At 58.1% G+C, this 25,248-nt stretch carries 26 protein-coding genes; 15 read left to right on the plus strand and 11 right to left on the minus strand.

What is annotated here, in order from left to right:
• Nucleotides 1-19 precede the first annotated feature (19 nt).
• Both F617_RS0103410 and sppA read right to left on the minus strand, forming a co-directional pair.
• Nucleotides 20-346, minus strand: a complete 327-nt coding sequence (locus F617_RS0103410; RefSeq protein WP_219256707.1) for an integration host factor subunit beta — start codon at nucleotides 344-346, stop codon at nucleotides 20-22.
• A gap of 2 nt (nucleotides 347-348) precedes the next feature.
• Entirely contained in the window at nucleotides 349-1,302 is a 954-nt protein-coding gene (gene sppA / locus F617_RS0103415) for a signal peptide peptidase SppA (RefSeq protein WP_013635364.1), read from the minus strand.
• A gap of 249 nt (nucleotides 1,303-1,551) precedes the next feature.
• Here sppA and lptC point away from each other — a divergent pair, with 249 nt between their 5' ends.
• The 6 genes from lptC (at nucleotide 1,552) to ptsN (ending at nucleotide 6,680) form a co-directional block, all read left to right on the plus strand.
• Complete coding sequence (gene lptC / locus F617_RS0103420) at nucleotides 1,552-2,217, plus strand: LPS export ABC transporter periplasmic protein LptC (RefSeq protein ID WP_003514764.1); 666 nt, start codon at nucleotides 1,552-1,554, stop codon at nucleotides 2,215-2,217.
• 13 nt (nucleotides 2,218-2,230) lie between these two features.
• Entirely contained in the window at nucleotides 2,231-2,797 is a 567-nt protein-coding gene (locus F617_RS0103425) for an LptA/OstA family protein (protein ID WP_003514763.1), read from the plus strand.
• A gap of 9 nt (nucleotides 2,798-2,806) precedes the next feature.
• Complete coding sequence (gene lptB, locus F617_RS0103430) at nucleotides 2,807-3,616, plus strand: LPS export ABC transporter ATP-binding protein (RefSeq protein WP_003514762.1); 810 nt, start codon at nucleotides 2,807-2,809, stop codon at nucleotides 3,614-3,616.
• Nucleotides 3,617-3,769: 153 nt separating this feature from the next.
• Nucleotides 3,770-5,320, plus strand: a complete 1,551-nt coding sequence (gene rpoN, locus F617_RS0103435) for an RNA polymerase factor sigma-54 (RefSeq protein WP_026330653.1) — start codon at nucleotides 3,770-3,772, stop codon at nucleotides 5,318-5,320.
• A gap of 234 nt (nucleotides 5,321-5,554) precedes the next feature.
• Nucleotides 5,555-6,136 (plus strand): ribosome hibernation-promoting factor, HPF/YfiA family, encoded by a 582-nt coding sequence (gene hpf, locus F617_RS0103440; RefSeq protein WP_003514759.1) that lies wholly within the window; start codon nucleotides 5,555-5,557, stop codon nucleotides 6,134-6,136.
• Nucleotides 6,137-6,218: 82 nt separating this feature from the next.
• Complete coding sequence (gene ptsN / locus F617_RS0103445; RefSeq protein ID WP_003493488.1) at nucleotides 6,219-6,680, plus strand: PTS IIA-like nitrogen regulatory protein PtsN; 462 nt, start codon at nucleotides 6,219-6,221, stop codon at nucleotides 6,678-6,680.
• Between the two features lie 130 nt (nucleotides 6,681-6,810).
• On the opposite strand, the gene grpE is transcribed toward ptsN, so the two are convergent.
• Nucleotides 6,811-7,446 carry a nucleotide exchange factor GrpE gene (gene grpE, locus F617_RS0103450; RefSeq protein WP_019564434.1) on the minus strand — a complete coding sequence of 212 codons (636 nt, stop codon included), beginning with the start codon at nucleotides 7,444-7,446 and terminating at the stop codon, nucleotides 6,811-6,813.
• Nucleotides 7,447-7,559: 113 nt separating this feature from the next.
• Nucleotides 7,560-8,651, minus strand: coding sequence for a heat-inducible transcriptional repressor HrcA (gene hrcA / locus F617_RS0103455; RefSeq protein ID WP_003514754.1), 1,092 nt, complete (start codon nucleotides 8,649-8,651; stop codon nucleotides 7,560-7,562).
• 136 nt (nucleotides 8,652-8,787) lie between these two features.
• Here hrcA and rph point away from each other — a divergent pair, with 136 nt between their 5' ends.
• Genes rph through hemW form a run of 3 tightly spaced genes read left to right on the plus strand, consistent with a single transcriptional unit; the run spans nucleotide 8,788 to nucleotide 11,371 of the window.
• The gene (rph, locus tag F617_RS0103460) at nucleotides 8,788-9,504 is read left to right on the plus strand and encodes a ribonuclease PH (RefSeq protein WP_003514752.1); all 717 of its coding nucleotides are present in this window, start codon (nucleotides 8,788-8,790) and stop codon (nucleotides 9,502-9,504) included.
• A gap of 17 nt (nucleotides 9,505-9,521) precedes the next feature.
• A complete protein-coding gene (gene rdgB, locus F617_RS0103465) occupies nucleotides 9,522-10,166 on the plus strand; it encodes an RdgB/HAM1 family non-canonical purine NTP pyrophosphatase (RefSeq protein ID WP_003514751.1) in 645 nt (214 codons plus the stop codon).
• Nucleotides 10,167-10,171: 5 nt separating this feature from the next.
• Nucleotides 10,172-11,371 carry a radical SAM family heme chaperone HemW gene (gene hemW, locus F617_RS0103470; RefSeq protein ID WP_026330654.1) on the plus strand — a complete coding sequence of 400 codons (1,200 nt, stop codon included), beginning with the start codon at nucleotides 10,172-10,174 and terminating at the stop codon, nucleotides 11,369-11,371.
• A gap of 74 nt (nucleotides 11,372-11,445) precedes the next feature.
• Here hemW and dnaA read toward each other — a convergent pair whose 3' ends face one another.
• The 4 genes from dnaA to mutM all read right to left on the minus strand — a co-directional run bounded on the left by dnaA (nucleotide 11,446) and on the right by mutM (nucleotide 15,949).
• The gene (gene dnaA, locus F617_RS0103475) at nucleotides 11,446-12,909 is read right to left on the minus strand and encodes a chromosomal replication initiator protein DnaA (RefSeq protein WP_003514748.1); all 1,464 of its coding nucleotides are present in this window, start codon (nucleotides 12,907-12,909) and stop codon (nucleotides 11,446-11,448) included.
• Nucleotides 12,910-13,780: 871 nt separating this feature from the next.
• Nucleotides 13,781-14,047 carry a 30S ribosomal protein S20 gene (rpsT, locus tag F617_RS0103485; RefSeq protein WP_003493474.1) on the minus strand — a complete coding sequence of 89 codons (267 nt, stop codon included), beginning with the start codon at nucleotides 14,045-14,047 and terminating at the stop codon, nucleotides 13,781-13,783.
• Between the two features lie 194 nt (nucleotides 14,048-14,241).
• The gene (locus F617_RS0103490; RefSeq protein ID WP_003514743.1) at nucleotides 14,242-15,015 is read right to left on the minus strand and encodes an enoyl-CoA hydratase; all 774 of its coding nucleotides are present in this window, start codon (nucleotides 15,013-15,015) and stop codon (nucleotides 14,242-14,244) included.
• Nucleotides 15,016-15,046: 31 nt separating this feature from the next.
• Complete coding sequence (gene mutM, locus F617_RS0103495; RefSeq protein WP_019564438.1) at nucleotides 15,047-15,949, minus strand: bifunctional DNA-formamidopyrimidine glycosylase/DNA-(apurinic or apyrimidinic site) lyase; 903 nt, start codon at nucleotides 15,947-15,949, stop codon at nucleotides 15,047-15,049.
• Nucleotides 15,950-16,092: 143 nt separating this feature from the next.
• Between mutM and ubiE the strand changes: the two genes are divergently transcribed.
• From ubiE to F617_RS0103510, 3 genes are all read left to right on the plus strand, one after another.
• Nucleotides 16,093-16,869: a bifunctional demethylmenaquinone methyltransferase/2-methoxy-6-polyprenyl-1,4-benzoquinol methylase UbiE gene (ubiE, locus tag F617_RS0103500; protein WP_003514739.1), complete on the plus strand. Its 777-nt coding sequence runs from the start codon at nucleotides 16,093-16,095 to the stop codon at nucleotides 16,867-16,869.
• A gap of 36 nt (nucleotides 16,870-16,905) precedes the next feature.
• Nucleotides 16,906-18,480, plus strand: a complete 1,575-nt coding sequence (ubiB, locus tag F617_RS0103505; RefSeq protein WP_019564439.1) for a 2-polyprenylphenol 6-hydroxylase — start codon at nucleotides 16,906-16,908, stop codon at nucleotides 18,478-18,480.
• A gap of 163 nt (nucleotides 18,481-18,643) precedes the next feature.
• Nucleotides 18,644-19,558 (plus strand): sterol desaturase family protein, encoded by a 915-nt coding sequence (locus F617_RS0103510; protein WP_013635359.1) that lies wholly within the window; start codon nucleotides 18,644-18,646, stop codon nucleotides 19,556-19,558.
• A gap of 23 nt (nucleotides 19,559-19,581) precedes the next feature.
• On the opposite strand, the gene F617_RS0103515 is transcribed toward F617_RS0103510, so the two are convergent.
• The 3 genes from F617_RS0103515 to F617_RS0103525 all read right to left on the minus strand — a co-directional run bounded on the left by F617_RS0103515 (nucleotide 19,582) and on the right by F617_RS0103525 (nucleotide 22,797).
• Nucleotides 19,582-19,941, minus strand: coding sequence for an MmcQ/YjbR family DNA-binding protein (locus tag F617_RS0103515; RefSeq protein WP_019564441.1), 360 nt, complete (start codon nucleotides 19,939-19,941; stop codon nucleotides 19,582-19,584).
• Entirely contained in the window at nucleotides 19,938-21,143 is a 1,206-nt protein-coding gene (coaBC, locus tag F617_RS0103520) for a bifunctional phosphopantothenoylcysteine decarboxylase/phosphopantothenate--cysteine ligase CoaBC (RefSeq protein WP_019564442.1), read from the minus strand. The genes F617_RS0103515 and coaBC overlap by 4 nt, the downstream gene beginning before the upstream one ends.
• Nucleotides 21,144-21,213: 70 nt before the next feature.
• Nucleotides 21,214-22,797, minus strand: a complete 1,584-nt coding sequence (locus F617_RS0103525; RefSeq protein ID WP_003514729.1) for a peptide chain release factor 3 — start codon at nucleotides 22,795-22,797, stop codon at nucleotides 21,214-21,216.
• Nucleotides 22,798-22,887: 90 nt separating this feature from the next.
• Here F617_RS0103525 and dut point away from each other — a divergent pair, with 90 nt between their 5' ends.
• The 3 genes from dut to cysK all read left to right on the plus strand — a co-directional run bounded on the left by dut (nucleotide 22,888) and on the right by cysK (nucleotide 25,177).
• Entirely contained in the window at nucleotides 22,888-23,358 is a 471-nt protein-coding gene (gene dut / locus F617_RS0103530) for a dUTP diphosphatase (protein WP_019564443.1), read from the plus strand.
• A 76-nt stretch (nucleotides 23,359-23,434) separates the two neighbouring features.
• The gene (locus F617_RS0103535; RefSeq protein WP_019564444.1) at nucleotides 23,435-24,052 is read left to right on the plus strand and encodes a LysE family translocator; all 618 of its coding nucleotides are present in this window, start codon (nucleotides 23,435-23,437) and stop codon (nucleotides 24,050-24,052) included.
• Between the two features lie 156 nt (nucleotides 24,053-24,208).
• The gene (cysK, locus tag F617_RS0103540) at nucleotides 24,209-25,177 is read left to right on the plus strand and encodes a cysteine synthase A (protein WP_003514725.1); all 969 of its coding nucleotides are present in this window, start codon (nucleotides 24,209-24,211) and stop codon (nucleotides 25,175-25,177) included.
• Nucleotides 25,178-25,248 lie beyond the last annotated feature (71 nt).

The following is a 25,248-nucleotide window of genomic DNA, read 5'->3' on the forward strand; positions in this document are numbered from 1 at the left end:
GCGCGGCGGGTGAGAACGATCAATCGTCCTCTTCGTCGCCCATACCGGGGTTCAGGCGTTCACGCAGTTCCTTGCCCGTCTTGAAGAAAGGCACCCATTTTTCTTCGACGAAAACCGATTCACCCGTGCGCGGGTTCCGACCGGATCGCGAAGGACGGTTCTTCACCGAAAATGCGCCGAAACCACGAAGCTCGACACGATTTCCCGCTGCCAAGGCATCGGTGATTTCATCCAGCACCGCATTGACGATATTTTCCACGTCACGGTGATAAAGGTGCGGGTTACGCGCAGCAACGATCTGCACCAGTTCAGACTTGATCACGGTTGCCCCCTGAAAGAATTGGATTTTTAATGCGGCTCAACCTGCCAAACGGAAACAAGACCGTCAAGAAACAACTTGTCCGCACCGAGCTGACCGGAGCCCGCAAATGGGATTAAATCGTCATATCCCAGAAGCTTCGCTATTTGCGCAACACTGAAAAGCGAAAAAGGCGAACTGGAAGACGGTGCGCGCCATTCCACGATCGGCAGATCCTTGGCAACACCGCGCGTTTCGAAATAGCCGCGAATTTCCTTTTCGCCGCCAAGCGTGTCGACCAGCTTGTTGGCGAGCGCCTGTCTGCCCGTGAAAATCGATCCGTCCGCCAGTTTCAACACATCCTCGCGCGGCAATTTGCGGCGATCGGCCACAAGATCGACGAACCAGCCGTAGCTGTCCATCACCATGGAACGGATCATCGTCTTCGCCTCTTCGGGCGCCTCATGGAACGGCGAAGGCTCCGCCTTCATCGGAGAGGACTTTATTTCCTGCAGCGAGACGCCGAGCTTATCCATCAGCTGGCCGATCTGGGGATATTGAAAGATCACGCCGATAGAGCCGGTGATCGAGGTTTCGCCAGCGACGATGACGTCACCTGCAGATGCGATCATATATCCAGCGGAGGCGGCAAGCGTGCGGACATCGGACACCACCGGCTTCTTTTCCGCAACGCCGCGAATGGCCTTGAAGATGCGCTCACCGCCATAGGTGGTGCCACCGGGCGATGAAATCGACACGATCAGCCCTTTGACATTGTCGCTCTTGGCAATCTTGTCCAGCCGCTCCAGAAGTTCGGTATTGTCCTGGATCAGCCCGGAGATCTGGACACGGGCAATATGGGGTCTCTCGCTTTGCTGCGGGGTGGCCCATAAAAACCGGTAGAGGCCGAAAATGCCGGCGACAAACAGAAAAACAGCGGCAATCCGCCAGAAAGTCAGCTTGCGGCGCAATCGTCTGCGATCCGCTATCGCCATATTATCCATCGAAAACCCCTGCCTTCCGGCATTTGAAGCGTAATGTAAGCGTCATGGCCATATGGTTCTTCTAGCGCGAAGCCGCAAGGAAACAATAAGGAAACCAGAATTACGATTAAATTCGCATTTCCCTTGCACCTTTCCAGACAAAAACCATATTGGCAGGACACAGCACTCATGCCAAAGACATCAAGATAAACATATAAGCTTCAGTTGCGCGCCAAAGTGGCGCCCAGGAAGTTTTCCGGACCCACTCTTATGCTCGAAAGACTCCGCCAACCCGCGCCAGCGTTTCCGCTGCCCAATGACCAGAACGGCGCTTACGAGCGCGCGCTGAGGCATTCCGCGCGCGTGAAGCGGCTGAAAATCATTCTGCCGCTCGGTGCGGCGATCATCTCGTTTGCCTTCGTCGCCGTTTCGCTCATTCGCACCTGGGCGCCCGAAGAGGTTTCGCTTGAAAGCGCAAGGATCGAAGACGGCAAGATCGTGATGGAAAAGCCGGCTGTTGCGGGCCGCAACGAGAAGGGGATCGACTACTCCATGAACGCAGACCGTGCGTTGCAGGATATCGCCAACCCCAACCTCATGACACTCGAAAGGGTTCTGGCCGCGGTGCCTGTGAACGACAGCGTCGCCCAGGTGATCGCCAAGGAAGGCATTTTCGACCGGGCCACCAACACGCTCAAGATGACCGCCCCTTTTGACATCAATCTCAGCAATGGCATACAAGCGAAGTTCCAATCTGCGGATGTCGATCTGAAGGCTGGAAAAATGAGCAGCAAAGAGCCGGTTTCGATCAAAACAAACGACGGCGCCATTGTTGCGCAATCGATTGATATCGCGGATAATGGCAAGACTATTACATTTTCGGGGCAGGTACGCGCACGTATCGCTGCATCCAATATCAAGAATGAAGGCAAGTGAGAGCCCGGTCCAGATGATGCAAATTTCCCGTCCCGTTTCCCTTGGCAAATCCGCAGGCGTTACAGCCGCAGCTTTTGCTTTTTCCTGTCTTGCAACCGTGGCTTTCGCTCAGAACACCACCAGCAACATGACAGGCGTCAAGCTCTCCGGCGACCAGCCGATTGCTATCGAAAGCGATCAGCTCGAAATTCGGGATCAGGAGCGCAAGGCCTATTTCACCGGTAACGTGAAAGTTGTGCAGGGCACCACCACCCTTCAGGCCGGCAAGATGACGGTCAATTACAAGGGTGAAGGTTCCTCGCTCACCAGCGGTGACGCCAACATCGAAAAAATCTTCGTCGACAATAACGTCTACCTGACGTCCGAGACGCAGAAGGCCACGGCCGATCACGGCGAATTCGACATGGCGGCGCAGACCTTCATTCTGACCGGCAAGCAGGTTGTGCTGTCCGAGGGCGCGAATGTCTTCACCGGCTGCAAGCTCACTGTTCTGATGAATTCGGGGCAGGCAAAGCTCGAAAGCTGCGGCGGTCCTGTCCGGATCATGCTCGATCCGAAATCGCAGCAGAAGAAACAGTAGTCTCACCTCGTGAAGATAGCCTCGATCTCAAAAATATTTGGCGGTGGGCGCGACCGACCTGTGGACGCTGCGTCGCAGGCCGACAAGGCTCGCTATGACGGCACCCTGATCGCGCATGGTCTGACGAAGACCTATAATACACGGCGCGTCGTCAACGGCGTCTCGCTGGTCGTGCGCCGTGGTGAAGCCGTGGGGCTGCTTGGCCCGAACGGCGCGGGCAAAACCACCTGTTTCTACATGATCACGGGCCTCGTACCTGTCGATAGCGGCAAGATCGCCATCAACGGCAACGACGTCACTACCATGCCGATGTACAGGCGTGCCCGCCTCGGTGTCGGCTACCTGCCGCAGGAAGCCTCCATCTTCCGTGGACTGACAGTCGAGGAAAATATCCGCGCCGTGCTGGAAGTGCACGAACCTGACAGCGCCAAGCGCAGCCGCAAGCTCGATGAGTTGCTGGAAGAGTTCCACATTGCGCAGCTGCGCAAATCGCCCGCTGTCGCCCTGTCGGGCGGCGAACGTCGCCGTCTGGAAATCGCCCGTGCTCTGGCGACCGACCCGACCTTCATGCTTCTGGACGAACCTTTTGCCGGCGTCGATCCGATCTCCGTCAGCGACATTCAGAACCTTGTCAGACATTTGACCGCGCGCGGGATCGGCGTTCTCATCACCGACCACAATGTCCGCGAAACGCTCGGCCTCATTGACCGCGCCTATATCATCCATGCCGGTGAGGTTCTGACCCATGGCCGTGCAGACGATATCGTCAACAATCCGGATGTGCGCCGGCTCTATCTCGGCAATAATTTTAGCCTTTAAGCTCCCGGGCGCGAAAGATTCTTCATCGCGCCCCGCAGTGACGCTTGACCAAACATAATAAAAAAGCAATTTTTGGGCCAAGTTTCGTTGCCTGCGCAAAATTTTTGAAATTTGTGGCGACGAAGAAGCTGTAAGGGGAGTTTCGCGTCCGCCATGGCATTATCTGCCAGCCTTTTGCTGCGTCAAAACCAGTCTCTCGTGATGACACCGCAACTGATGCAGTCCATCCAGCTGCTTCAGATGACGCATTTCGAACTGACGCAGTTCATCGCGCAGGAGGTGGAGCGCAATCCTTTGCTTGAAATTGCGGCAAACGACGGCGATTTGAGCAGCGATAGCCCTGTTGATGCGGAGAATTTCGGCGATGCCGACAGCGAAGGGTCCGACAAGTCCGCGCCGGTAACGGCCGACAGCGACGACTGGTACGGCGATCGCGCGGCAAATCTCGGCGAACAACTCGACACCAGCTTCGAAAATGTCTTTCCTGACGATACCGAACCCAGAAAGCCCGACGCACCCGAACTTGCGGGGCAGTGGAAATCCATGCCCGGGCAGGAGTCAGGCGAGAGTTACGATCTCGACGACTTCGTTGCCGCGAAACAGACCCTCAGCGACCATCTCAATCAGCAATTGCCTCTCGCCATATCCTCTGTGGAAGACAGGATGATCGCCGATGCGCTGATCGGCCAGCTCGACGAGACCGGATATATCGCCGTAGATGCCGTCGAAGACGTCGCTGAACGGCTGGGGGCGGCGCCTTCGGCAGTGGAGCGAATTCTGGAGACGCTTCAGGGCTTTGATCCTCCCGGCGTGTTTTCCCGCTCGCTGAGCGAATGTCTGGCGATCCAGCTTGCCCAGAAGGACAGGCTTGATCCGGCAATGCGGGCTTTTATCGACAATCTGGAGCTTCTGGCGAAACGGGATTTCGCTTCTCTAAAAAAACTCTGCGGCGTGGATGAGGAAGACCTTCTCGACATGCTGGCGGAAATCCGCACGCTCAATCCGCGTCCGGGCGCTGGTTACGATTCGACCGTTTCCGAGACAATCGTTCCTGATATCATCATTCGCCCCTCCTCTGCCGGCGGCTGGCTTGTGGAAATCAACCCCGAGACCCTGCCGCGCGTGCTCATCAACCAGACCTATTTCGCAGAGGTTTCAAGGCACAAGTCGCGCGAGGGAGAGGATCAGGATTTCCTTTCCGAATGCATGCAGACGGCCCATTGGCTGACCCGCAGCCTCGACCAGCGCGCCAGAACGATCATGAAGGTGGCGACCGAAATCGTGCGCCAGCAGGACGCCTTTCTCGTCAATGGCGTGGACCACCTGCGCCCGCTGAACCTCAAGACGGTGGCCGACGCCATCAAGATGCACGAATCCACCGTCAGCCGGGTGACGTCGAAAAAATACATGCTGACGCCGCGCGGCCTGTTCGAGCTGAAGTATTTCTTCAGTGTTTCCATCAGCTCGGTGGAAGGCGGTGACAGCCATTCTGCAGAAGCGGTGCGTCACCGCATCAAGGCGATGATCGCGCAGGAGGCCGCCGACGCAGTGCTTTCCGATGACGATATCGTCGATAATCTGAAAAAGAGCGGTATCGATCTTGCCCGCCGGACCGTGGCCAAATATCGCGAGGCGATGAACATTCCATCCTCCGTTCAGAGACGGCGCGAGAAGAAGGCCCTGGCCAGACTGTCGGCGTTCTGAGCCATGGCGCTGGTCACGTTTTCAGGGCTTTCCAGCCGCACCATTGACTCTTGCTACAGCAAGGGCTAGAAGCCCGCCGCACACGTAAGCAAGGTCATTTGTAACGGATTCATCTCCACCGTCCATGGGCGTAAAATTCGAATGGGGGCTTTTAAAGGCCTTCGAAACGCTTGGATGCGCGCGCGGCTTGACGTAAGCTGGTACTCGCAAATCACTACAAAAAGGAAATTTTCCATGAGTGTGCGTGTATCTGGTAAACATATGGAGATCGGCGAATCTTTCCGGCAGCGGATTGAGGACAATATAGGTCTGGCAGTTACCAAATACTTCGATGGGGGGTATTCAGGCCAAGTGACCGTAGAGAAGTCCGGATCGCGTTTTGCAGCCGATTGCAAACTGCATCTCGATACGGGCGTTGTATTGCATGCGGCGGGTCAGGCAAATGATCCGCAAGCGAGTTTCGATGCCGCCGCCGAGCGTATCGAGAAGCGCCTGCGTCGCTACAAACGGAAGCTGAAGGACCATCACCACAATGGTTCCGCGGCGAACGGCGCGATGTCGGAAATCGCCTATACGGTAATGGATGCTGTCCCCGATGAGGACCACGAGGTTCCGGAAGACTACGCACCCACGATCGTTGCGGAAAGTTCGAAACAGATAAAGACGATGTCCGTCGCCAGCGCCGTAATGGCGCTCGACATGACGGACGAACCGGTTCTGCTGTTCCGCAGCCCCGGCAAGGAATATCTCAACATCGTCTACCGACGACATGACGGCAATATTGGCTGGATCGACGCGGAAACGATCAAGAGCTGAACAGTCTGACAAGACATGGGAGGCAGAGCGCGAAAGCGTATCTGCCTCCTGCATCGTCTCGATGGCATGAAGGAAAAAGAGAATGGCGTTGGCAGATTTGCTGCAACAAGATGCGATTATTCCCGCCCTCAAGGTGAATTCCAAAAAGCAATTGCTTCAGGAGCTGGCCGCAAAGGCAGCCAGAATTACCGGAGTCTCGGAACGGGAAGTTTTCGACGTCATCCTCCAGCGTGAGAAACTCGGCTCCACCGGTGTGGGGCACGGCATTGCCATTCCGCATGGCAAGCTGAGCAGCATCCATCAGATCACCGGCGTCTTCGCACGTCTTGAAACACCTGTTGATTTCGAGGCGCTGGATGACCAGCCGGTCGATCTGGTTTTCCTGCTGCTCGCACCCGAAGGCGCCGGCGCGGATCATCTGAAGGCGCTGTCGAGAATTGCCCGAGCTTTGCGCGACCCCGAGCTGGTGGCCAAGCTGCGTGCCACCGATTCCGACACGGCAATTTACGCCTTCCTCAATCAGGAGCAGGCGACCGCTGCCTGATCAAAGGCTGCCGACGGTCCTTTCCATGGACAAAAAAACGCGCCCTTGAGGCGCGTTTTTTATTGGAGCATTTCAAACAAAAGCGCGCCCCGGTTTTTATATCCGGACGCGCTTTAGATGAGGGAATGCCTCACGCATCCTTCTCGTTGACGGAGGCGGTGCCCGGCTCGGGCGCTGCGGCGGTCTCCACCTTCGGGCCACCCTTTGAGACGCCAACCATGGCGGGGCGCAGCACCCGGTCACCGATGGTGAAACCGGCCTGAACCACCTGCAGTACCGTGTTGTTCGGAACTGCCGTGTTCGGAATTTCGAAAATCGCCTGGTGGAAATTCGGATCGAATTTCTGGCCTTCCGCATCGATCTTTTTGACGCCATGGCGCTCCAGCGTCGAGAGCATCGAGCGCTCCGTCATCTCGACACCTTCGATCAGGCCGTTGAGACCGGCTTCGCCATTGGTCTTGAGTTCGTCCGGAATGGCTTCAAGAGCGCGGCGAAGATTGTCGGAAACGGCAAGCATGTCGCGCGCGAAAGCGGCGAGAGAATAGGCCTTCGCATCCTTGACTTCGCGTTCGGTGCGGCGACGAAGATTGTCCATTTCTGCTGCAAGACGCAGGAACTTGTCGCGCAGATCGGCATTTTCGGCCCTGAGCAGTTCGATCGGATCGGGCTCGGCAGCTTCCGCCGTCTCTTCCCCTGTAAATGCGGGTTCGACAAACTCTTCGGCGACGTCCGCGTCAGGTCCGGGCTTTTTCGTATCGTCGGTCATGACGTTCTCCAGATTTGAATATTGTTGGTTGCGCCCGATATCGAGGTTTGAAGGGCAAAAATCAAGGCTTGCGGCGAAAAGCTTGCCGCATTCTCTAACCTTGCGGGCTTGTCCTATCTCTGCTTTCGGGAAAGGCGGGCCATAATTTGTGCTGTGTAGTCCACCATAGGCACGATACGGGCGTAATTGAGCCTCGTGGGACCGATGACGCCGACGGCGCCCACAACGCGATTTTCCTCATCCCGATAAGGTGCCACGATCAGTGACGAGCCTGACAGCGAGAAGAGCTTGTTTTCCGAGCCGATGAAAATCCTGACGCCTGAGCCACTTTCCGCAAGGTTGAGTATCTCGATGAGATTTTCCTTACGTTCCAGATCGTCGAACAGCAGGCGCACACGATCGATATCTTCCTCACCGGCCAGACCTTCCAGCAGGTTGGAGCGTCCGCGGACGATGAGGCGGCCGAGCTTGCCCTCTTCATTGTCGCCCGCCCATATGGCGAGACCCCGTTCGATGAGGTCCTGCGCGAGCGTGCCAAGTTCCGACTGCAATTCGGCACGCTGCGTCTGAAACTGGCCCCGCAGTTCCTGCAGCGTCTGCCCGGAAAGATGGGCATTGATGAAATTTGCCGCCTCTGTCAATTGCGATGACGAAATGCCGACCGGCAATTCGATGATACGGTTTTCGACCTGATTGTGGTCCCCTACCAGCACGGCAAGCGCCTTGGTGGGCTCCAGCCGGATGAATTCAACGTGCTTGAGAATGACGTCGCTCTTGGCCGTCAGCACCAGGCCCGCACCGCGCGACATGCCTGAAAGCATGCGGCTTGCCTCCGTCAGCAACCCTTCCAGCGATTGCTCGTGGCCGGCGACCGGACCGATCTGGCGGTCGATACTGGCTCTCTCATCGGCGGGCAGATCGCCCACCTGCATGAATGCGTCCACGAAGAAGCGCAGCCCCGTCTGGGTGGGCAGGCGACCGGCGCTGATATGCGGCGAATAGATGAGACCCAGTTCCTCGAGATCGCTCATGACGTTGCGAACGGAGGCCGGTGAAAGCGACATCGGCAACAGCCGCGACAGGCTGCGCGACCCCAAGGGTTCGCCGGTGTCGAGATAGCCTTCGACGATGCGCCGGAAAATCTCCCGCGACCGTTCATCCAGCAACGATGCCTGATCTTTTGAAAGCGGTGCGGAAAAGCCCATATCATCCGTTCTTTATCGTCAAAACTCTGTCCGTACCAATATAATGCGTTGCACCGCTGCGGCAAAATGGAAATTGGCTTTGCAAAACCCCGGGGCGCGCCTTAGAAGGCAGGAACCAACATGGAGAGTGGATCATATGCGGCCTTCAGGCAGAAAAACCGATCAGATGCGCAAGGTTTCCTTCGAGCGCAATTTCTCGAAACATGCCGAAGGTTCCTGTCTGGTCAAATTTGGTGATACGCATGTGCTCGTCACCGCAAGCCTTGAGGAAAAGACGCCACCGTGGCTGCGCAACAGCGGCAAGGGCTGGGTCACCGCCGAATACGGCATGCTGCCGCGTTCCACCCATGAGCGGATGAAACGCGAGGCCTCGGCCGGCAAGCAGGGCGGACGCACGCAGGAAATCCAGCGCCTCATCGGCCGCTCGCTGCGCGCAGTGGTCGACCTGCAGGCGCTTGGCGAGCGCCAGATCAGCATCGACTGCGACGTCATTCAGGCCGATGGCGGCACGCGCACGGCTTCCATCACCGGCGCATGGATCGCCCTGCATGATTGCCTGAAGTGGATGGAAACCCGCAACATGATCAAGGTCGAGAAAGTCCTGAAAGACCATATCGCCGCGATCTCCTGCGGCATCTTTGCAAAACAGCCGGTCATCGATCTCGATTATCTCGAGGATTCCTCCGCCGAGACCGATGCGAATTTCGTCATCACCGGCTCCGGCGGCATCGTCGAAGTGCAGGGAACCGCGGAAGGTGCCCCCTTCTCCGAAGAGGAATTCCTGACACTGCTCGGTCTTGCAAAGGCCGGATGCAGCGAACTGGTCGCCCTTCAGAAGCAGGCAATCGCCTGAGCCGACAGGAAAACGTCATGCGCAAGCTCGATACCAGAACGATCGTCGTCGCCAGCCACAACAAGGGCAAGATCGCCGAAATCGCCGACCTGATCGGGCCTTTCGGCTTTTCAGCCAAATCGGCTGCGGAGCTGAACTTCGTGGAGCCGGACGAGACAGGCACCACCTTTGAGGAAAATGCTGCCATCAAGGCGCTTGCGTCTGCGAAGGCATCCGGCCTGCCGGCTCTGTCTGACGATTCCGGTCTGGTCATCGATGCGCTGGATGGCGCGCCGGGCGTTTACACCGCCAATTGGGCGGAAACGGCTGACGGTACGCGCGACTTCGCCATGGCCATGCAGAAGGTCGAGGATGCGCTTGCCGAACGCGGTGCAACGAAGCCGGAAGACCGCACGGGCCGCTTCGTCAGCGTGCTGTGCCTTGCCTGGCCGGACGGGCATGTCGAATATTTTCGCGGCGAGGTGGAAGGCACGGTGGCGTGGCCACCGCGCGGAACAAGCGGTTTCGGCTATGACCCCATCTTCAAACCGGAAGGTTACGACACCACATTCGGTGAAATGACCGCAGACGAAAAACACGGCTGGAAGCACGGCGATGCGTTTGCGCTCTCCCACCGTGCCCGCGCGTTCAAAAAATTCGTCGAAACCTGTCTGGAGGCATGAACCCGATGACCGGGGAGCACCAACTTTCTGCCCCCGGCGCGTCGCTTCTGCCGGATACGGGCGATCCCGGGTTCGGGATCTATCTGCACTGGCCCTTCTGTGCGGCCAAATGCCCCTATTGCGATTTCAACAGCCATGTCCGCCACCGCCCGGTGGATCAGGAACGGTTCACTGCGGCGTTCCTCAGCGAAATGGCAAAGATGCGGGCGCTCAGCGGTCCGCGTGTCGTTACCAGCGTTTTCATGGGCGGCGGCACACCTTCGCTGATGGACCCGCAGACCGTAGGCGCGCTTCTTGATGGCGTTTCGCGCTTCTGGCATGTGCCTGATGGTATCGAGATCACCATGGAGGCCAATCCTTCAAGCGTTGAGGCGGAGCGGTTTCGCGGTTACCGGGCAGCCGGCGTCAATCGCGTCTCGCTCGGCGTCCAGGCGCTGAACGACCGGGACCTGAAGTTCCTTGGCCGTCTGCATGATGTTGCCGATGCGCTTAAAGCCATCCGTCTGGCGCGGGAAATTTTTCCGCGCATGTCCTTCGATCTGATTTACGCCCGCCCGAACCAGACGGTGGCCGAATGGGACGCTGAGCTGAAGGAAGCCGTCTCTTACGCCGTCGACCATCTGTCGCTCTATCAGCTCACTATCGAGGAAGGCACGCCGTTTTACGGGCTGCACAAGGCTGGCAAGCTGATCGTACCGGATGGCGAGCATTCGGCGGTGCTTTATGAAGCGACGCAGGAAATCACCGAGCGTTACGGCATGCCGGCGTACGAGGTTTCCAATCACGCCCGCCCCGGTGCGGAAAGCCGCCATAACCTGACCTATTGGCGTTATGGCGATTATGCCGGTATTGGACCCGGTGCGCATGGACGCCTGACCAATGGCGCCTCCAAGCTCGCCACCGTCACCGAGCGCCATCCCGAAACCTGGCTCGAGACCGTCGAGCGTGAAGGCCACGGCATGGTCGATCAGGAGCTTCTCGGCGTCGACGAACAGGCAGACGAATTGCTGCTGATGGGCCTTCGCCTGCGCGAAGGCATTGATCTTGCTCGCTGGAGCGATCTCTCCGGCCGCGAGCTCGACCCGGAGAAAGAGGAATTCCTGCTGCAACACGGCTTCGTGGAACGGATCGGCAATTCCCGCCTGCGCTGCACTCCTTCCGGCATGCTTATTCTGGATGCCGTGGTCGCCGATCTCGCCTGCTGACCGGCAGCCTGCCTGGTCCTGAGCCAATCAACAACCGAGAAACCAATAAAAAAGCGGCCCGAAGGCCGCTTTTTTCATGCGTTGTTTTCGTTGATAAGGCGCTTCAGCAGCTCAACCTCGTGGCCGAGCTTGGTGTCGCCGGAAATCAGATCCTCGATCTTGCGCACCGCGTGAAGAACCGTGGTGTGGTCGCGACCGCCGAAACGGCGACCGATCTCGGGAAATGAGCGCGGTGTCAGCATCTTGGCCAGATACATGGCGATCTGGCGCGGCTTGACGATGACGCGGGTGCGACGGTTGGAAACCAGCTCCTGCCGCGACACATTATAATGCCTGGCGACGATGCGCTGAATATCCTCGATACGGACGCGCTTGGCCTCCCCACTGCCGACGAGGTGCGACAGCAGCTCATCGACACGGTCAACCGAGAGGTTCGGCTCGAAAGAGCGCCGGAACATCAGCTGGTTGAAGGCGCCTTCAAGCTCGCGTCCGCTCGCTGTCACGCTTTTGGCCACATGGGTCAGTATTTCGTCCGAAATCTCGAAAGACGGATCGTCCTGACGCGCAGAACCCATGCGACGGTTGAGCATTTCGTAGCGCATGTCGTAATCGGGACCTTCGATCTCGATGGCCATGCCACCCTGAAGGCGCGAACGGACACGCGGATCAAGCGATTCCAGCTCCCACGGCGCGCGGTCAGCGGCCACGACAACCTGCTTGGCGCTGTCGAGCAGCATGTTCAACAGGTGGCAGAATTCGTGCTGGATCATCTTGCCCTGCAGGAACTGCATGTCGTCGATGACAAGAAGGTCGATATTGCGCAGGGTGTCCTTCAGCGTCAGCGCATCATTGTCGCGGATCGCGGTCGCAAAACGCCACATGAAATATTCGGCCGTCAGATAGACCACACGCGGGTTGCGCGGGCTGTCGATGGCGGCATTGGCAATCGCCTGCAGAAGGTGTGTCTTGCCAAGTCCGACACCCGCATGAATGAACAGCGGATTGAAGCGCACAGCACCGGCACCCGCTTCAGCGATCGTCTTTGCCGCCGCAAGCGCGACGCGGTTGGACGAGCCCTCGACAAAAGTGTCAAAGGTGAAACGTGTATCGAGCGGCGAACCGAACAGCGGCCCGGAGCTACCCTGCCGCAGCGTCGCCTGCGCCGCCGCAGGCTGTGCAGAAGGTGCTGTCGCCGGCTGCGACGGAATGAAGGACTTGTTGCGCGCAACCGCGCCCATGTCCTGAACGGGCTGCACCCGTTCCTCGACCTGCGCGGGGCGGGCCGGGCGGCTGGCGGAGCGGACAAGAATTTCCACCTTCAGCACGTCCGGATCCTCGCTTTGGACGAGACTGGTGATCAGATCCATATAACGGTTGTTGATCCAGGACTTCAGAAAGGTCGTCGGAACGGTAAAACGGACGACGCTTTTCGAAACGGTGTGGAGTTTGAGCCGTGCAAACCAGCTTGCATAGACCTCGGGACCAACCTGTGCCTTCAGCCGCGCGCTAAAACGTTCAAACAGCGCATCGTGCTTCATTGCCGATTTATCCCCTGCCGCTTCTGAGCAAGCTGCATCACGAGCCTGTGGTGCGCGGTCCCCATCGGCCACCGCACCCATCGCCAAATTCAATTGCATATTGCCGCCTTTCAAATTGCCAATCATAGCCTGACGATCAAAAAACGATCGCCAGAGATCCCCCTCGTATTATTTCCCGCCTCCAGCACTCCCCTCGAAAGAGCGTCAAAGACTACTACTTGTTTGCGAGCCGGTTATCCCATTTCCCTCCCCTTCATGGAGAGGCCTGCGACACGCTAAAAACGCTCCTTTCGCTACAACTGTAAGGCGCATTCTTAAGGACAAAAAGCTCCAGCCCGTTCCGAGACCGAAACGGCACAAAAAGCTCAATGACCTGAGAAAACGGACCTCGAAAGGCCCGCCAGCAAGAAGGTGAATATCGTCGATACGATCATCGAGATAATCTGTGGACTGAGATCCGCACCCCTTGTTGAAATGCATTTAGGCAGGATCGTGGGGAGAGATCAATGGCGTTTTTTCTGCAAAAACTCAGATCGACCATTGACTCGCAATGGTCGTTTTGCATCACCGGCAAGGTCCGAAGCAGAATCGCTTATGAATCAATGAGATTCAATTTTGGCATTTTTCGATAGCCCGTTTTGGCAAAAAAATAAAAATCTTCTTGACTCAAAACTGGCTGCGACTTCCGTAGAGAAAGCTTCCCATTTTTCGGGAGACCTCCGGCAATCCATTGTTTTTATTCAGTTTTTCTTGTCGCCCATCTGACACGCGTTTGTCACGTTACGGCAGGAATGATTAACGTAGGGTTAGAATCACAAAAAGCCCGGTCAAAAGACCAGGCTTTTTGAATAGTTAATTGTGATTAGCCGGATTAGGCGGAAAGAGCCTTAACGCGCTGGGCAAGACGCGACACCTTACGGGATGCCGTGTTGCCATGCAGAACGCCACGCGTCGCTGCGCGCTGGATCTCAGGCTGAGCTGCCTTCAGAGCTTCGGTGGCTACTGCCAGATCGCCCGAAGCGATAGCTTCCTCGACCTTGCGGATGAAGCCGCGAACGCGCGAACGGCGAGCCTTGTTGACTGCGGTACGGCGAGCGATCTTGCGGGTCGCCTTTTTCGCCGAAGTTGTATTGGCCATGTATGCCTCTCTTCGAATTCAAACCAAATTCCGCAACCAGAGGATCGGGTCGTTCGAAGACCTCACTTAACCCAAGAATGCGGGAGTAATTTCGGACAAGCCGGATGGCTTTCCTTAACCGTGGGCGGGCATATACCGCTAAAGCGTACGCCCGTCAACGCGCAAATGGCGGAAAACGCCGATATTCCGAATCCTTAGCGATTCCGGAAAGCGGGTTTGCGCTTTTCAACGAAGGCCGCCATGCCCTCCTTCTGATCCGCTGTTGCAAAGAGCGACTGAAAGGATCGCCTTTCATATCTCAGCCCTTCCGAAAGAGGAACCTCGAAGGAGCGATTGACGCTTTCCTTGGCCATGAGAACGGAAGCGCGCGACAGCGAGGCGATGCGCGTGGCGGCATCCACCGCCTCATCCATGAGATTTGCCGCGGGGACGATCCGCGAAACGAGGCCGGCGCGCTCTGCCTCGGCTGCATCCATCATGCGGCCGGTCAGAACCAGATCCATCGCCTTCGCCTTGCCCACCGCCCGCGTCAGCCGCTGCGAGCCGCCCATGCCGGGAATGACGCCAAGCGTGATTTCCGGCTGACCGAATTTCGCCGTGTCCGAAGCGATGATGAAATCGCACATCATTGCCAGTTCACACCCGCCGCCCAGCGCAAAGCCGGAGACTGCGGCAATGACCGGCTTGCGGGTCGATGCGACCTCGTCCCAGCCGCCGAGAAAGTCGCCGACATAGGCATCGACAAAATCCAGCCCCTGCATTTCTTTGATGTCCGCGCCAGCGGCAAACGCCTTTTCCGAACCCGTTATAATGATCGCGCCGATGGAATCGTCAGCAGAGAACGAGGAGAGAATGTGCCGCAGCTCCTTCAGAAGCACCGAATTGAGGGCGTTGAGCGCCTTGGGCCGGTTGAGCGTGATGACGCCCACCTCGTCGCGTTTCTCGACCAGTATCGTTTCATAATCCACGGCAGTCTCCCTCGCCATTATTCCGCCTCAGCTACTTCTGGCAGGCCGCGCAATAAAAGGTCGAACGACCGGCCTGCACTATCCTTTCAACCGTACCCCCGCAGCCGGGTGTACGGCAAGGCTGGCCTTCCTGATCGTAGACTGAAAAGGAATGCTGGAAATAACCGAGCGTTCCGTCCGTCTGTATATGGTCGCGCAGGGAAGAGCCGCCAGCGGCGATTGCGTCCGCGATCACGTCCCGGATCTTCTCCGCGAGATTGATGAGCTGCGGCTTCGGCTCTCCGGTTTTGGTCACCAGCGTTCCCGCCGCCCGCAAAGGCGAGAGATGGGCACGCCAAAGCGCCTCACAGACATAGATATTGCCAAGGCCCGCAATAACCTTCTGGTCCAGCAGCGTGCTTTTTAACGGCTGGCTTTTACCCTGGAACCGGCTCGCGAGATAATCCGCGCTTAGCGCGTTGCCGGTCGGTTCCGGTCCCAGCCCCGCAAAAGCGGGGTAGAGGTCGAGCTTGTTGCGCTCCACCAGATGCATGAAGCCAAAGCGGCGCGGGTCATTATAGATGACGCAGATGCGCTCTTCGCCCTTATCCAGATGAAAGACGACATGATCGTGCTTGCCGTCCTTCGAGCGGGCATAATGAAACGCGCCGGGCGCGTTCCTATTCCCTGCCTCATCTGCCGCCGCCTCGATACGGAACGAGCCGGACATTCCAAGATGGGCAACGATCGTCAGCCCGTCTTCCAGCTCTATCAAGAGATACTTCGCCCTGCGCCCGAGCGATATGATCGTCCTGCCCTCGATCAGGCCCGCGAAGTCCTCCGGGAACGGAAAGCGCAGATCGGGACGGCCAAGATGGAGCTTGCGGATTCTTGCCCCTTCCATGGTGGGCGCGAGGCCGCGTCTAACGGTTTCGACTTCTGGCAATTCTGGCATCTGGCTTATCCGGCAGTTTATCGTTAGGACCATGTGGTCTATACAATGCACGCGAAATGTCGCGCCCAGGCGATGCGGCAACAGATAGCGTCGCCATGGCGTTTCCGCTATGGTCCGCCACGCAATTAATATGGAGACAGACGATGACCGACGCCCGTACCACTGCCCAAGGCGGCATGGAAACGTCCTATGGCTTCCACAAAGTGGACGAAGGCAAAAAGCAGGGGCTGGTCAACGATGTCTTCCACAAGGTGGCCAAGCGCTACGACATTATGAACGACGTGATGTCGGCCGGCCTGCACCGGCTGTGGAAGGACGCCATGGTGTCCTCGCTTTCACCACGCAAGGATGCCTCTTACAAGGTGCTTGACGTAGCTGGAGGCACCGGCGATATCGCTTTCCGCATCGTGGAAGCCTCCAACCGTCTGGCGCATGCCACCGTTCTCGATATCAACGGCTCGATGCTTGCCGTTGGCGAGGAGCGCGCGGCAAAACGAAAGCTCTCCGACAATCTGACCTTCGTTGAAGCCAATGCCGAGGAGCTGCCCTTCGAGGCGAATACCTTCGACGCCTATACGGTCGCCTTCGGCATTCGCAACGTACCGCGCATCGACGTTGCGCTGAAAGAAGCCTACCGCGTGCTGAAACGTGGCGGGCGACTGCTGGTGCTGGAATTTTCCGAGGTGGAAATGCCGCTACTCGACCGCGTCTATGATGCATGGTCGTTCAACGCCATTCCGCAATTCGGCAAGATGATCACCGGGGATGCCGAGCCCTATCAATATCTGGTCGAGTCTATCCGCAAATTCCCCAATCAGGAGGATTTCGCGACGATGATCCGCTCCGCCGGCTTTTCGCGCGTGACCTATACAAATTACACCGGCGGTATCGCCGCCCTGCATTCCGGCTGGAAGCTTTAAGACCATGCCCGGCAAAAGCAGGAGACAAGCATAAGCATGAGCACTTTGGGCGCATATTTCCGCCTCGCAAGGGTTGGCTGGGTTCTCGTGCGCGAAGGCGTCGTGCTGGCCTTGCCATCCGATGACCTTCCTGCCTCCGCGCAAGTGATGAAGGCATTGCTGAAGCCATTCGCCCGCAGCAAGGCCAAGCGGGCGCAGCGTAGCGACCGGCTGGCGGTAGCTGTCGAGCGGCTTGGCCCGTCCTATGTGAAGATGGGACAGTTTCTGGCCACAAGGCCGGATGTCGTCGGCGCCGACTTCGCCGACGATCTTGCGAGCCTGCAGGACCGCATGGCATTTTTCCCCGCAGCCGCGGCCAAGGCTAATATTGAAGGTTCGCTCGGGCGTTCTGTTTCGGAACTCTACAGGGAATTTGGCGATCCGATCGCCGCCGCTTCCATCGCCCAGGTTCACCCGGCGATAGTGGATACGCCGAAAGGGCCGCGCAAGGTCGCCGTCAAGGTCATTCGCCCCGGCGTTCGCCAGCGCTTCCAGAACGATCTGGAGGCGATGTATCTGATCGCCGACCTGCAACAGCGTTTCGTCCGCTCTGCCCGCCGCCTGCGGCCGGTGGAAGTCACTCGCACGCTGGAACAGACAACCAAGATCGAGATGGATCTGCGGCTTGAGGCCGCCGCCCTTTCCGAACTTGCCGAAAATACCAAAGAAGACCCCGGATTCCGCGTTCCGGAGGTAGATTGGGAACGCACCGGCCGCGATGTCGTCACCATGGAATGGATCGACGGCGTCAAGATGTCGGATATTGAGGGACTGAAGGCTGCCGGCCACGATCTGAACAAGCTGGCTGATACCCTCATCCAGTCCTTCCTGCGGCACACGTTGCGCGACGGCTTTTTCCATGCCGACATGCACCCCGGCAATCTCTTTGTCGATCCGCAGGGCATGATCGTGGCCGTGGATATGGGCATTGCCGGGCGGCTGGGCAAAAAAGAACGCAGGTTCCTTGCCGAAATCCTCTACGGCTTCATCACCCGCGATTACATGCGCGTCGCGGAGGTGCATTTCGAGGCCGGTTATGTGCCGGGCCATCACGATAAAGCCAGCTTTGCGCAGGCGATCCGCGCCATCGGCGAACCGATCCACGGCCAGCCGGCCGAGACGATCTCCATGGGCAAGTTGCTGACGCTGCTGTTCGAAGTTACCGAGCTCTTCGACATGGAAACGCGCCCGGAACTGGTGATGCTGCAAAAGACCATGGTGGTGGTGGAAGGCGTATCCCGCATGCTCAATCCGCGTTTCAACATGTGGAAAGCGGCCGATCCGGTCGTCAGCGGCTGGATAAGAGACAATCTTGGCCCGAAACGTATTGTCACCGATCTGAAGGACGGCGTGAAGGCGGCTCTCAAGCTTGCGGAAGCGGCCCCCGAGATCGCTGCCAAGACGGAGAAGCTGCATTCCGACCTGGTGTATATGAGCGAGAACGGCCTGCGTTTCGACGCCCAGACCGCGGAAGCGATCGGCAAGGCGGAAGCGCGCCACACCAAATGGGGCCGGGCGGCGCTCTGGGTGATTGCGCTCACGCTTCTCTATATCGCGATCAGGATCAGCTAAACGATATTCAAACTCGGCGCTCACGCCGGTGCGGCACACTTTCGAACCGAAAATCGCCGGTCTTCCAGTTTGATAGATGCGTACCATGCTGCTGCAACATATCGAGGATAATGACCTGATCTTGGTTGAAAGTTAAATGATTGCCGGACGGGAATTGAGATTGATGGCAAAAAATGAAGCCGTAAAACGGGTCCTTACCTATTGCTCGTGGCCCATGGTGTTTTTTCTCGGTCTTACCGGGGCTTATTTCGCTTTTTCGAGTGAGCATCCGATCACCACATTCCTCGCCGTCTACGCGGGCGCGGTGGCCAGCCTGTTTCTTCTTGAGCGTTACATTCCCTATGAGACGGAATGGCTTCAGTCTGATGGTGAAACCGTCAACAATATCGCCCACACGCTCTTGACCAAGGGGCTTGTTCAGCTTGCTGCCACGGCAGCGGTGCTCTTTCCAATGCTAACCGCCATTTTTCTGCAACCTTTGGCGGCCATGAAATTCGACCTGTGGCCTTCTCAGTTGCCGATGGTTGTTCAGGTCACGCTTGCCCTGATGATCGCTGAATTCGGTCTCTACTGGGCGCACCGTATCGCCCATGAAACGGTGTTCTTCTGGCGTTTCCACGCGCTTCATCACAGCGTTGTCCGCCTTTGGGTCGTCAATACGGGCCGTTTTCATGTGGCCGACTCGCTGTTCAAGATCGCGCTCAGCCAGATTCCGCTTTATCTCATGGGCGCGCCGTTGCAGGTGTTTTGGTGGCTCGCGGCTGTGACCGCCTTCATCGGCATTCTGACCCATTGCAATGTGGATATGAAAACCGGGCCGCTGGACTACGTGTTCAGCACGCCCCGGCTGCACCGATGGCACCACTCCAAAGAGCTGCCTGAGGGAAATACCAATTATGGTGAGAACCTTGTCATTTTCGACCAGTTGTTCGGCAGCTATTTCAATCCCGATCGCCCTTCCTCGACCAACATCGGCATCAAGGGAGAAATTGCAAAGGGCTTTCTGCCACAGCTTTTTCAGCCTTTTACAAAAGAAGGGGTTCGCCAGATCATCGGGCGAAACACGAAAGAAAATTGAAGGGATTGGCGGTAATGCCGCCTTCAGGCCCGGAGAATTCCCAGTTCGACCCGCAGCTTCTTCGTCAGCCCTGCGGCAACGAGTTCATAGGAGCGGCGGACATAGTGTTCCAGCTCCTCTTGCTCCAGCGGTGAATGATCGGAGATCGATATCCATTTGCGCTTGGCGAAATAAGGTGCCTGATGGATGCCTTCCAGCGAGGTAAGGATTTCGAAGCTTTCCTCCGAACATTTCACCACAAGCCGCCAGTCGTCACGTTCACCCAAAACGGAAAAGACCTTGTCTCCGACCTTGGCAACGTGGGAATCCCACTGATCGACGAAACGGACGCCCGGCCATTCCCCGAGCACCCTGTCGAATGTCTTGCGATCGAAAAGGCTCATGCGAGTTTCTCCGCAATAAGGGCCGCCAGACGTTTGGCGACTTCGGCCTTGTCCATATCAGGCCAGGCCTCGATACCCTCATTCGAAATGATCTTCACGCTGTTGCGGTCTCCGCCCATGATGCCGGTTTCCGTCGAAACATCATTGGCAACGATATAATCCGCGCCCTTGCGCTCCAGTTTGGCTCGGCCGTTTTTCTCCACATCCTGCGTCTCGGCGGCGAAACCCATCACCAGCTTCGGGCGCTTTTCGTGGTGGCCGACGGTTTTGAGAATATCGGGGTTTTCCATAAGTTGCAGCGCAGGCGGGGCATCGCCCGGCTGCTTTTTGATCTTCTGCTCCGAAGAACCCGCCACCCGCCAGTCGGCGACAGCGGCGACCATGACGGCGATATCCACCGGCAGCCTTGAAATCACCGCATCGCGCATCTCCTCGGCACGCTCGACATGGACCGTTGCAACGCCCGCCGGATCGGCAATCGTGACGGGACCCGAGACCAGCGTTACCTCCGCACCCAATTCCGCAAGCGCAGCTGCGATGGCATGGCCCTGCTTGCCAGAGGAGCGGTTGGCGATGTAACGCACCGGATCGATCGGCTCATGGGTTGGGCCGGAGGTAACGATCGCCGTTCTGCCTTTTAAAGGCTTCGGACCGCCATCCAGCAAAGCCTCGACGCCTTGGACGATCTGCAAAGGCTCCGCCATACGACCAAGACCAGCCTCGCCCTTTTCCGCCATTTCGCCTGCCATAGGGCCGATGAAAAACACGCCGTCTTTTTTCAGCGTTTCGACATTGCGCATCGTTGGCTTTGCCGACCACATTTTTGGGTTCATGGCAGGTGCGACCAGCACCTTCCGATCGGTCGCCAGAAGGATCGTGGAGGCAAGATCATCAGCCAAACCATTCGCCATCTTCGCCATCAGATCAGCGGTGGCGGGCGCGACCAGCACGAGGTCGCATTCGCGCGCGAGCCGGATATGCCCGACATCCTGCTCGTCCTGCCTCGAAAAAAGCTCGGTGAAGACGTGGGTTGCGGACAGTGCGCCAACAGCAAGCGGAGTGACGAATTCCTGTGCGCCCTTCGTCATGACTGGCGTCACCTTGGCGCCGCGCTCTTTCAGACGGCGGATGAGGTCGAGGCTCTTATAGGCCGCGATGCCGCCGGAGATGATGAGGAGAATATGTTTGCCTGAAAGCGTCATGATGCCGGACCAGTTTCCCGTTTAACCGGGAAACTAAGCCCTTGGCATTCAAAGTGCAATCCGGCTGATATCACGCCGCCTTGGCGACGTGATATTCCTTGATCGCGACCATCTTGATCGCCGGAAACCGCTCGGATTCATACCGCAGCGAGAAGGCATCCTGCGCCAGAAACACCGGATCGCCATCCAGATCGCGAGCGATATCGCCGCGCTTGACGTTGAGGAACTTGTCCATTTCCGCCGGCTGATCGGACGAGATCCAGCGGCAGACGGAAAAGCGAGACATTTCAAACGAGACCGGCAGGCCATATTCGCCCATCAGCCGTTCCTTCAACACATCGAGCTGCAGCGCGCCGACAACGCCGACGATGGCGGGCGAGCCGTCTTCTGGCGAAAAGAGCTGCACGACACCTTCTTCCGCCATCTGCTGCAAAGCTTCCTTCAGCTTCTTCGCCTTCATCGCGTCTTCCAAGCGCACGCGGCGCAGGATTTCCGGCGAGAAGTTCGGCACGCCCTGGAATACGAGGTTTTCACCTTCGGTCAGCGTATCACCGATGCGCAGTGTGCCGTGGTTGGGGATGCCGACCACATCGCCCGCAAAGGCGGTATCGGCCAGCTGGCGCTGTGACGCGAAGAAGAATTGCGGTGCGGTCAGCCCCATGAGCTTGCCGGTGCGTGAAAGCCGCGCCTTCATGCCGCGCTCCAGCTTGCCGGAGCAGATGCGGGCAAAGGCGATGCGGTCGCGATGGTTGGGATCCATATTGGCCTGAATCTTGAACACGAAGGCCGTCATCTTGTCTTCCGCCGCATGCACGGTGCGGGTATCCGCCACCTGATCGCGCGGCGGCGGGGCGAAATCACCCAGCGCATTGATGAGGTCGCGCACACCGAAATTGCGCAGCGCCGAACCGAAGAATACCGGCGTCATGTGACCTTCCAGGAACGCCTGACGGTCAAAGGGGCGGCAGGCTTCCAGAGCCAGTTCCGTTTCCTCGATAAAGACCTTGCGCTCATTTTCCGGCAGACGATCGGCCACAGCCTGAGGGCCGTTGACCGAAAGGCCATCCACCTGCGTGTCGTTGCCACGAAAGGTGTTTTCAGCAAGATTGTAAGCGCCACAGAAGCTCTTCGCCCGGCCGACCGGCCAGGTGATCGGCGCGGTATCGAGCGCCAGCTTTTCCTCGACCTCATCCAGAATCTCGAAGGGATCGCGGCTTTCGCGGTCCATCTTGTTGATGAAGGTGATGATCGGAATATCGCGCATGCGGCAAACTTCGAAAAGCTTCAGCGTGCGCGGCTCGATACCCTTGGCGGCATCGATGACCATGATCGCCGCATCCACCGCCGTCAGCGTGCGGTAGGTGTCATCGGCAAAGTCTTCGTGGCCGGGCGTATCGAGGATGTTGAAGACGCGGTCGTTATATTCGAAGGTCATGACCGAAGTGACGACCGAAATGCCGCGCTCGCGCTCGATCTTCATCCAGTCCGAACGGGTCTGGATGCGATCCTTCTTCGCCTTCACCTCGCCGGCAAGCTGGATCGCTCCGCCGAACAGCAGCAGTTTTTCCGTAAGCGTGGTCTTACCCGCGTCCGGGTGCGCAATAATAGCAAAGGTGCGGCGGCGGGAGACCGCCTCGGCAAGTGTTTCGGCCATCTGACAAATCCTGTGGAATTGCGGGGTATCTAGCGTTTCAGGCCCGCATTTGCAATTGACCTTGCCGCGATCTCGGCAAACTAATGCCGCATGACCGTTCAAAATGATAATCGACCCCTCCTCCGGCTTGTGCGTCTTGCCAATGGCGCAGACCTCGAATTGCCTTCCTATGAAACCCCTGGCGCCGCCGGAATGGACCTGCGCGCCGCAGTGCCGGCCGATGAACCGCTGACTTTGCAGCCGGGCGAACGGGCGCTGGTGCCGACCGGTTTCGTCTTCGAGGTTCCGCAAGGCTATGAGGCGCAAATCCGTCCGCGCTCCGGCCTCGCCATCAAGAACGGCATCACCTGCCTCAATTCCCCCGGCACGGTGGACAGCGACTATCGCGGCGAAGTGAAGGTCATTCTCGCCAATCTGGGGCAGGCCGATTTTGTAATCGAGCGCGGCATGCGCATCGCACAGATGGTGATTGCACCAGTTACGCAGGTGGCAGTCAGCGAAGTGACCGAAACATCCGAGACGGCACGCGGTGCCGGTGGTTTCGGCTCCACGGGGCTTTGACCAACCCCCTTTGTGGGCGATTGTTTTCACCCCTGATTTTCGCTATTGATCTGGCGGATTTTCGGGGAAAATGACCATGACGCTGACGACCCTTCTTGCCTATGCCACCGCACTCTTCATCGCCGCTGCCATTCCCGGCCCCGGCATGACGGCGATCGTGGCGCGGGCGCTTGGATCGGGGTTTCGGGAAACCTTCTTCATGGGCCTCGGGCTGGTGCTAGGCGACATGATCTACCTGACCGGCGTGATCCTCGGCCTCGCCTTCGTGGCGCAGACTTTTCAGGAGGCCTTCATGGTCCTGAAGTTTGCCGGCGCAGCCTATCTTCTCTATATCGCATGGAAGCTCTGGACCGCCGGCCTCTTGCCGCAGGACCTGAAGGCGAAAAAAAGCACCAGCATTCCCATGTCGTTTCTGTCCGGCCTGCTGATCACGCTGGGTAATCCAAAAACCATGCTGTTTTATGTGGCGCTAGTGCCGACGCTGATCGACATCCGCATGATCGGCCCATCGGAATATGCGACACTTCTGGCGCTGACCTTCGTCGTATTGATGGCGGTTCTCCTGCCTTACATCCTGCTTGCTGCCAAGGCGCGCAACCTCCTGAAACGGCCAAGTGCGTTGACGATCCTCAACCGCACCGCGGCGGGAATTCTGGCGGGAACGGCGACCATGATCGCGATCCGCAGCACCTGAAACGATTTCGTGCATTTGCCTGATTTATCGTGAATTTTTTCCGGTAATCAGACGATATTAGGACGAACGTTCGCTGGCCTGACAAGACTATTGCTCCTATTCTGCCGCTGAAATCTTGCGGCCACACATCGTGTGGCCTTCATACAGGAGAGCATCATGCCCGAAGCCAGAAAGCCCGGACGCGGACGCGTCTATTCCTCCATCACCGAAACAATCGGCGATACGCCGATCGTGCGGCTGGACAAGCTGGCGAGGGAAAAGGGCGTGAAGGCCAATCTTCTCGCCAAGCTGGAGTTCTTCAACCCCATCGCCTCCGTGAAAGACCGCATTGGCGTTGCCATGATCGAAGCGCTGGAAGCCCAGGGCAAGATCACCCCCGGCAAAACGACGCTGGTTGAGCCGACCTCCGGCAACACGGGCATTGCGCTAGCCTTTGCCGCCGCCGCCAAGGGTTACAAGCTGATCTTGACCATGCCGGAAACGATGTCGGTCGAACGCCGGAAAATGCTCGCCTTGCTGGGCGCGGAACTGGTGTTGACCGAAGGCCCGAAGGGCATGAAGGGCGCCATCGCCAAGGCACAGGAACTGGCCGAAACCCTGCCAGACGCGATTATTCCGCAGCAGTTCGAAAACCCGGCAAACCCGGACATTCATCGCAAGACGACGGCGGAAGAAATCTGGAACGACACCGAGGGTGCTGTCGATATTTTTGTTTCGGGCATCGGCACTGGTGGCACAATCACCGGTACGGGCCAGGTGCTGAAATCCCGCAAGCCGGAGGTGAAGGTCATTGCCGTCGAGCCAGCCGACAGCCCGGTTCTTTCCGGTGGCAACCCCGGTCCGCACAAGATCCAGGGCATCGGCGCCGGTTTTGCACCCGCGATCCTCGACACTGGAATCTATGACGAAATCGTCACCGTGACCAATGACGACGCTTTTGAAATCGCCCGTCTGGTGGCGAAGCTGGAAGGCGTACCCGTCGGCATCTCCTCGGGCGCGGCACTCGCAGCGGCGATCAAGGTCGGCGCACGTGAGGAAAATGCCGGCAAGAATATCGTCGTCATCATTCCCTCCTTCGCGGAACGTTACCTTTCGACCGCCCTTTTCGAAGGGCTTGGGCTTTAAGCCGTTCCTCTTCGGTCAGGCCGCAAACGCGCGCCTGACCGCAATGACCATTGTGCCGCCGGCCATCCGCC

It is taken from the genome of Agrobacterium sp. 10MFCol1.1 (assembly GCF_000381165.1).
Lineage (GTDB): Bacteria > Pseudomonadota > Alphaproteobacteria > Rhizobiales > Rhizobiaceae > Agrobacterium > Agrobacterium tumefaciens.

Bases quoted from the DNA above. Each gene is read 5' to 3' on its own strand.
- sppA (WP_013635364.1), bottom strand. From the start codon at position 1,302: ATGGATAATATGGCGATAGCGGATCGCAGACGATTGCGCCGCAAGCTG.
- lptC (WP_003514764.1), top strand. From the start codon at position 1,552: ATGCTCGAAAGACTCCGCCAACCCGCGCCAGCGTTTCCGCTGCCCAAT.
- F617_RS0103425 (WP_003514763.1), top strand. From the start codon at position 2,231: ATGATGCAAATTTCCCGTCCCGTTTCCCTTGGCAAATCCGCAGGCGTT.
- rpoN (WP_026330653.1), top strand. From the start codon at position 3,770: ATGGCATTATCTGCCAGCCTTTTGCTGCGTCAAAACCAGTCTCTCGTG.
- hpf (WP_003514759.1), top strand. From the start codon at position 5,555: ATGAGTGTGCGTGTATCTGGTAAACATATGGAGATCGGCGAATCTTTC.
- ptsN (WP_003493488.1), top strand. From the start codon at position 6,219: ATGGCGTTGGCAGATTTGCTGCAACAAGATGCGATTATTCCCGCCCTC.
- grpE (WP_019564434.1), bottom strand. From the start codon at position 7,446: ATGACCGACGATACGAAAAAGCCCGGACCTGACGCGGACGTCGCCGAA.
- hrcA (WP_003514754.1), bottom strand. From the start codon at position 8,651: ATGGGCTTTTCCGCACCGCTTTCAAAAGATCAGGCATCGTTGCTGGAT.
- rph (WP_003514752.1), top strand. From the start codon at position 8,788: ATGCGGCCTTCAGGCAGAAAAACCGATCAGATGCGCAAGGTTTCCTTC.
- rdgB (WP_003514751.1), top strand. From the start codon at position 9,522: ATGCGCAAGCTCGATACCAGAACGATCGTCGTCGCCAGCCACAACAAG.
- hemW (WP_026330654.1), top strand. From the start codon at position 10,172: ATGACCGGGGAGCACCAACTTTCTGCCCCCGGCGCGTCGCTTCTGCCG.
- dnaA (WP_003514748.1), bottom strand. From the start codon at position 12,909: ATGAAGCACGATGCGCTGTTTGAACGTTTTAGCGCGCGGCTGAAGGCA.
- rpsT (WP_003493474.1), bottom strand. From the start codon at position 14,047: ATGGCCAATACAACTTCGGCGAAAAAGGCGACCCGCAAGATCGCTCGC.
- mutM (WP_019564438.1), bottom strand. From the start codon at position 15,949: ATGCCAGAATTGCCAGAAGTCGAAACCGTTAGACGCGGCCTCGCGCCC.
- ubiE (WP_003514739.1), top strand. From the start codon at position 16,093: ATGACCGACGCCCGTACCACTGCCCAAGGCGGCATGGAAACGTCCTAT.
- ubiB (WP_019564439.1), top strand. From the start codon at position 16,906: ATGAGCACTTTGGGCGCATATTTCCGCCTCGCAAGGGTTGGCTGGGTT.
- F617_RS0103510 (WP_013635359.1), top strand. From the start codon at position 18,644: ATGGCAAAAAATGAAGCCGTAAAACGGGTCCTTACCTATTGCTCGTGG.
- F617_RS0103515 (WP_019564441.1), bottom strand. From the start codon at position 19,941: ATGAGCCTTTTCGATCGCAAGACATTCGACAGGGTGCTCGGGGAATGG.
- coaBC (WP_019564442.1), bottom strand. From the start codon at position 21,143: ATGACGCTTTCAGGCAAACATATTCTCCTCATCATCTCCGGCGGCATC.
- F617_RS0103525 (WP_003514729.1), bottom strand. From the start codon at position 22,797: ATGGCCGAAACACTTGCCGAGGCGGTCTCCCGCCGCCGCACCTTTGCT.
- dut (WP_019564443.1), top strand. From the start codon at position 22,888: ATGACCGTTCAAAATGATAATCGACCCCTCCTCCGGCTTGTGCGTCTT.
- F617_RS0103535 (WP_019564444.1), top strand. From the start codon at position 23,435: ATGACGCTGACGACCCTTCTTGCCTATGCCACCGCACTCTTCATCGCC.
- cysK (WP_003514725.1), top strand. From the start codon at position 24,209: ATGCCCGAAGCCAGAAAGCCCGGACGCGGACGCGTCTATTCCTCCATC.